This window comes from Marinobacter sp. UBA2498, from assembly GCF_002341575.1.
GTDB lineage: Bacteria > Pseudomonadota > Gammaproteobacteria > Pseudomonadales > Oleiphilaceae > Marinobacter > Marinobacter manganoxydans.
On sequence record NZ_DDOI01000075.1, the window covers coordinates 1 to 4,068 of the forward strand.

The following is a 4,068-nucleotide window of genomic DNA, read 5'->3' on the forward strand; positions in this document are numbered from 1 at the left end:
CAGCGAAAGAAGCGTTCCCCTCGCAGGCTGCGCTTGGATTTCTGCGTGGTGTCCAAAACGAGTCACTCCCCCTTGCGGGGGAGTGAAGCAGGCTTTGTATCAGGCGTCGAGCAGACTCAGGCGGCGTTGGCCACATCGGCATTTTCATCCGATGTGACGCGGTTCCGGCCCTGTTGCTTCGATTTGTAGAGGTAATTGTCAGCGCGTTCGATCAATTGCTCGACCGATTCACCGGCCTTGAACTCAGTGACGCCGATCGAGATCGTAATGTTGCCCAGGTCCTCATTGGTCGACTTGCGCATCAGCTTCTTGGATTCGACCGTCGCGCGGACCTTGTCCGCCAGCACTTTGGCTTCAGCCAGCTTGGTCTTTGGCATGACGATGCCGAATTCCTCGCCGCCATAGCGGCCGGCGCTGTCGGATTGGCGGATGGCGTTACGGGTGACGCTGGCGGTGTGTTTGATCACTTCGTCCCCGGCCAGGTGGCCGTGGGTGTCGTTCACCGGCTTGAAGTGGTCTATATCAAACATCACCAGGCTGGTGGTGTGGCCGTAGCGGCGGAAGCGTTCGAACTCGGCGTCCACCAGGTTTTCCCAGGTGCCCCGGTTGAGCAGGCCGGTGAGGCGGTCTGTCATGCTCAGTTTGGCCAGCTGTTCGTTGGCCCGCTCCAGGGCCATTTTGCTGCTGGCGATGTCGGTAACGTCGTACACCATCAGGCACACCTTCTCGACCTCGCCTGTTGTGCCGGATAGCGGGCTGATGGTCAGGTTCTGGAACATGTACTCCTCAGTGCCGGTGATGGGCCGGGTATTGCGGAACTGGAACAGGTAAGGGCGTTGCTCCCACGATGTAAAGGCTTTGGTGTTGAGCAAGGCTACGGCGTCGACTTTGCGGGTCAGCCAGGCTTTGGGGATATCCGGGAATACATCGAACAGTACCTGGCCCTGGATCTTGCTCGCGGTGATACCGCTGTGGTTCTCCATGAATCCGTTCCAGACTTCGACTCTGAAATCCAGATCCAGGACCACCAGGCCCACTTCTACGGATTCCAGCATGTCCATCAGCCAGTGAAAGGAATTGGCTTCAGATTCTTCTATGGCCATGGGTTAGTCCACCAGATATTGAAGGCGATCTTCGAGAAAAGGTACTGAATCCTCGGTGAGGAGGATCAGCATGTCGCATTCGATGTCCCGGTCTTCCAGGGTGTAGCAGATTTCGATGCACAGCAGTTGTTCTTCCCTGGAACTGTGGTGTTCAAGCAATTCGGTAATCTGCCGATGCTGGCCAAGCACTGTTGGATGGCCCAGGCCGAGTTTAAGGTCCAGCTGGTCGCCGATGCCTTTGAGGAAGGCGCCGAAGAGTATGCTGGACATATCCATCAGCACTTCCACATTCACCGCCTCACTCTCAAGGGTGTCGTAGTGAAGCATCTCTGCCATTTCCCGGAAGCTGGCGTCTGCAAACAATAGAAGCGCTTCCCCGGCGATCCCGGCGCCGGTGAACCCCTGGCACACGGCCGAATACGTGTCGCTGTCGCTTACCGAGGAAATGGCCATATGCAGTTCGGAGTTGGCCAGGAAGGCTACCTTGGGGATCGGCTGCTTTACGAACACGCGCAACAGGCGGGCCAGCAGATCCGAGGACCGGCCCATGGCGACGTTGGAAATCTCCTGAAGATAGTCGTTCAGGGAAACGGAGAGTTCCGGCGCAGAGCTGCTCGTGTTTTTCAGGCTGGTGTCCTGAAGTGCGGCGTCTTCAAGGTCTCCGGGGCGGTACACACCGTATTCCACCAACAGGTCGAGCACAATGCACGTCTCGGTGGGTTTCTTGATAAAGTCGAGGGCGCCGAGTTTCTTTACCCGCTCCCGGGCTTCAGGCTGGATATCGCCGGAAACCACGATGGTCATCACCGGCAGGTCTTCCTCGCGGATCTGCTCCAGTACCTGATAGCCGTCCATTTCCGGCATGTTCAGATCCAGGAACATCAGCTCTGCCTCATGCCTCCGCAATTTCTCAAGGGCTTCCACGCCGTCTTTTGCGTAACTGACATCCCCCCGCAGCCCCTCCGGCAGGGCCCGGGCCATTTGTTTTCTGGCAAGGGCGGAGTCGTCGCAGATCAGTATGCGGGTGGTCATTGAGGAAGCCGTTGAGGGTTGATCATAAGGGGCGAAAGTATATCAGTAGTGGTTGTTATGTACACGTTTGCTACAGCGTTCGTAACCGTAGGTAAGGTGTTGTAAGCATATTAAACCAAAGGTTTTGTGACTGTATTCAAACTTGGCCGAGTATTACTGAATTGTAAACGGCGATTGTGAACCTGCTCACTCTATTGGCCGGTCTGCCTTGTTTATAGTGTGTCGTCGGCACATAAAATAATAATGGTTTTTCAGAGACGCAATTATATGAGACAGCAGGCGTATGGATACGCTGCCGTCACCCTGTTCTGCCTGGGTATTGCGCCCGTTGCCCAGGCCGAGCTGAAGCCCATTTCTGAGGAGACAATGGGTGAGGTGACCGGGCAGGCTTTTATGCAGATCGAGAACATTGACGGTGGGGTCGATGGGCTTCAGTTTACCCGAATGACTCTAGGGATGGATGTTGAGACCCGAGTCAATATCGACGATGTGACAGCCGGCGAAATCGACGGAGGCGTGGACTTTGCCGCCCAGCAGGTTGCGCTGGGGCATATTGCCCGCAATGACGGTAAGCAGTTCAACGGCCGTACCTATAGTGCCGGAGATACTGTTCATTTCGAGGCGTTCAAACCTTATATCGAGCTGGCGGAAGACCCTGCAGAGGGTAAGCTTTCTGGCTTTCGTATGGGGTTCGGGCAGGCGAGAGGGTCGGTTTCCTCGCTGACCAGCAGTTTCAGTGGCGATATTGGCCTGAAACTCGATGATGGGTCCGGCACGATATACGACGCCACGCTGATGGATCAAAACGCCCAACCAACTCGTCGCCGCGCCAGTCATATTGGGATAGTCGATCCTGCTGCTGCTCCCGCTGACTGCACTTCAGGTGCGGCCACTAACTGTGCGCCCCTGACCCGTCTGCAATCCCTTATTGTTGGTCAAGAGGGCACGGATGGCGTTACCGATTTCACCAATGATTTCTTCATCGGTTTTCAGCGGGAAGATGTAAATTGGCAAAGCCCTGATGGCGCCAACGTGATCAGCGCCGAGCAGGGTGTTTTCATCAACCTGCCCACGAGCATGACGGTTGATATGGACCAATTGATAACCCAGGGCGTGCAGCGATTGCAGACCCACCGCAATGACATGGGTAAGCAGCTCTTTTAAGGGTGTCTCTCGTTTTGTTTTCGAATAAAAGTTTTGGCTCATGGGATCATGGAGTGATCATTGCCAACCCTTCTTTACCTGAATGGCTTCAAGTTCTTCTTTTACGCCAACGATCACTGGCCTGCGCACGTCCATGTACTTAAAGGCGAGCGATGGGCTAAAATCCAGTTAAGTGATTTAAAGGTGGTGCACAGTTCACTGAAACATCAGGAGCTGCGAGCCTGCCTTGGAATTATTGAAAGCCATAGGTCGGAGTTTCTGGAGCGTTGGAATGCCTGGTTTGAAGGGTAAATCCGTTCATATAGACGATCGCCATCTCCACGTAGAGCTGGAGGACGGCCGCGTGATATCGACACCTATTCATTGGTATCCAGAGCTGGAGCGCGCCTCGATTGAGGAATTTCGCAAGTATCGTTTCATTTGTGATGCAACAGGCATCGAGTGGGAAGATATCGACTATCACCTGAGTATTGAGGCGATGTTGTCGGTTAAAGCCCGGCAAAGTGCTGCCTGATTGTCCCTCCCCCCTGACCCCGATTTCGCGACTGCAGGAGCTTCTGTTTTGATCCGCTCGTTTTACTGGCACGATTACGAAACCTTCGGGGTAGACCCGGTTCACGACAGGCCTTCCCAGTTTGCCGGGGTGCGAACGGATGCGGATCTCAACATTATCGAAGACCCACTGGTGATCTACTGCAAGCCTGGCGATGACTATTTGCCGTCGCCGGAGGCCTGCCTGATTACCGGTATTACTCCTCAGAAAGCGCTG

At 54.9% G+C, this 4,068-nt stretch carries 6 protein-coding genes; 4 read left to right on the forward strand and 2 right to left on the reverse strand.

The genetic code is table 11. The features are described from left to right. Positions 1-116 precede the first annotated feature (116 nt). Entirely contained in the window at positions 117-1,103 is a 987-nt protein-coding gene (locus B2W52_RS10435) for a GGDEF domain-containing protein (RefSeq protein ID WP_286802902.1), read from the reverse strand. 3 nt (positions 1,104-1,106) lie between these two features. Further along, positions 1,107-2,135, reverse strand: a complete 1,029-nt coding sequence (locus tag B2W52_RS10440) for a response regulator (protein ID WP_286802904.1) — start codon at positions 2,133-2,135, stop codon at positions 1,107-1,109. A 366-nt stretch (positions 2,136-2,501) separates the two neighbouring features. Here B2W52_RS10440 and B2W52_RS10445 point away from each other — a divergent pair, with 366 nt between their 5' ends. From B2W52_RS10445 to B2W52_RS10460, 4 genes are all read left to right on the forward strand, one after another. Next, positions 2,502-3,299 carry a hypothetical protein gene (locus B2W52_RS10445; RefSeq protein ID WP_286802906.1) on the forward strand — a complete coding sequence of 266 codons (798 nt, stop codon included), beginning with the start codon at positions 2,502-2,504 and terminating at the stop codon, positions 3,297-3,299. Between the two features lie 60 nt (positions 3,300-3,359). Next, a complete protein-coding gene (locus tag B2W52_RS10450) occupies positions 3,360-3,590 on the forward strand; it encodes a DUF4160 domain-containing protein (protein WP_053112583.1) in 231 nt (76 codons plus the stop codon). Then, positions 3,571-3,813, forward strand: a complete 243-nt coding sequence (locus tag B2W52_RS10455) for a DUF2442 domain-containing protein (protein WP_273073129.1) — start codon at positions 3,571-3,573, stop codon at positions 3,811-3,813. Before B2W52_RS10450 ends, B2W52_RS10455 begins: the two co-directional genes overlap by 20 nt. 48 nt (positions 3,814-3,861) lie before the next feature. After that, positions 3,862-4,068: exonuclease domain-containing protein (locus B2W52_RS10460; protein WP_286802909.1), on the forward strand; the 207-nt coding region annotated here is incomplete at its 3' end.

Excerpts from the sequence above, each read along its gene's own strand:
- B2W52_RS10435 (WP_286802902.1), bottom strand. The coding sequence starts at position 1,103 with ATGGCCATAGAAGAATCTGAAGCCAATTCCTTTCACTGGCTGATGGAC.
- B2W52_RS10440 (WP_286802904.1), bottom strand. The coding sequence starts at position 2,135 with ATGACCACCCGCATACTGATCTGCGACGACTCCGCCCTTGCCAGAAAA.
- B2W52_RS10445 (WP_286802906.1), top strand. The coding sequence starts at position 2,502 with ATGGGTGAGGTGACCGGGCAGGCTTTTATGCAGATCGAGAACATTGAC.
- B2W52_RS10455 (WP_273073129.1), top strand. The coding sequence starts at position 3,571 with ATGCCTGGTTTGAAGGGTAAATCCGTTCATATAGACGATCGCCATCTC.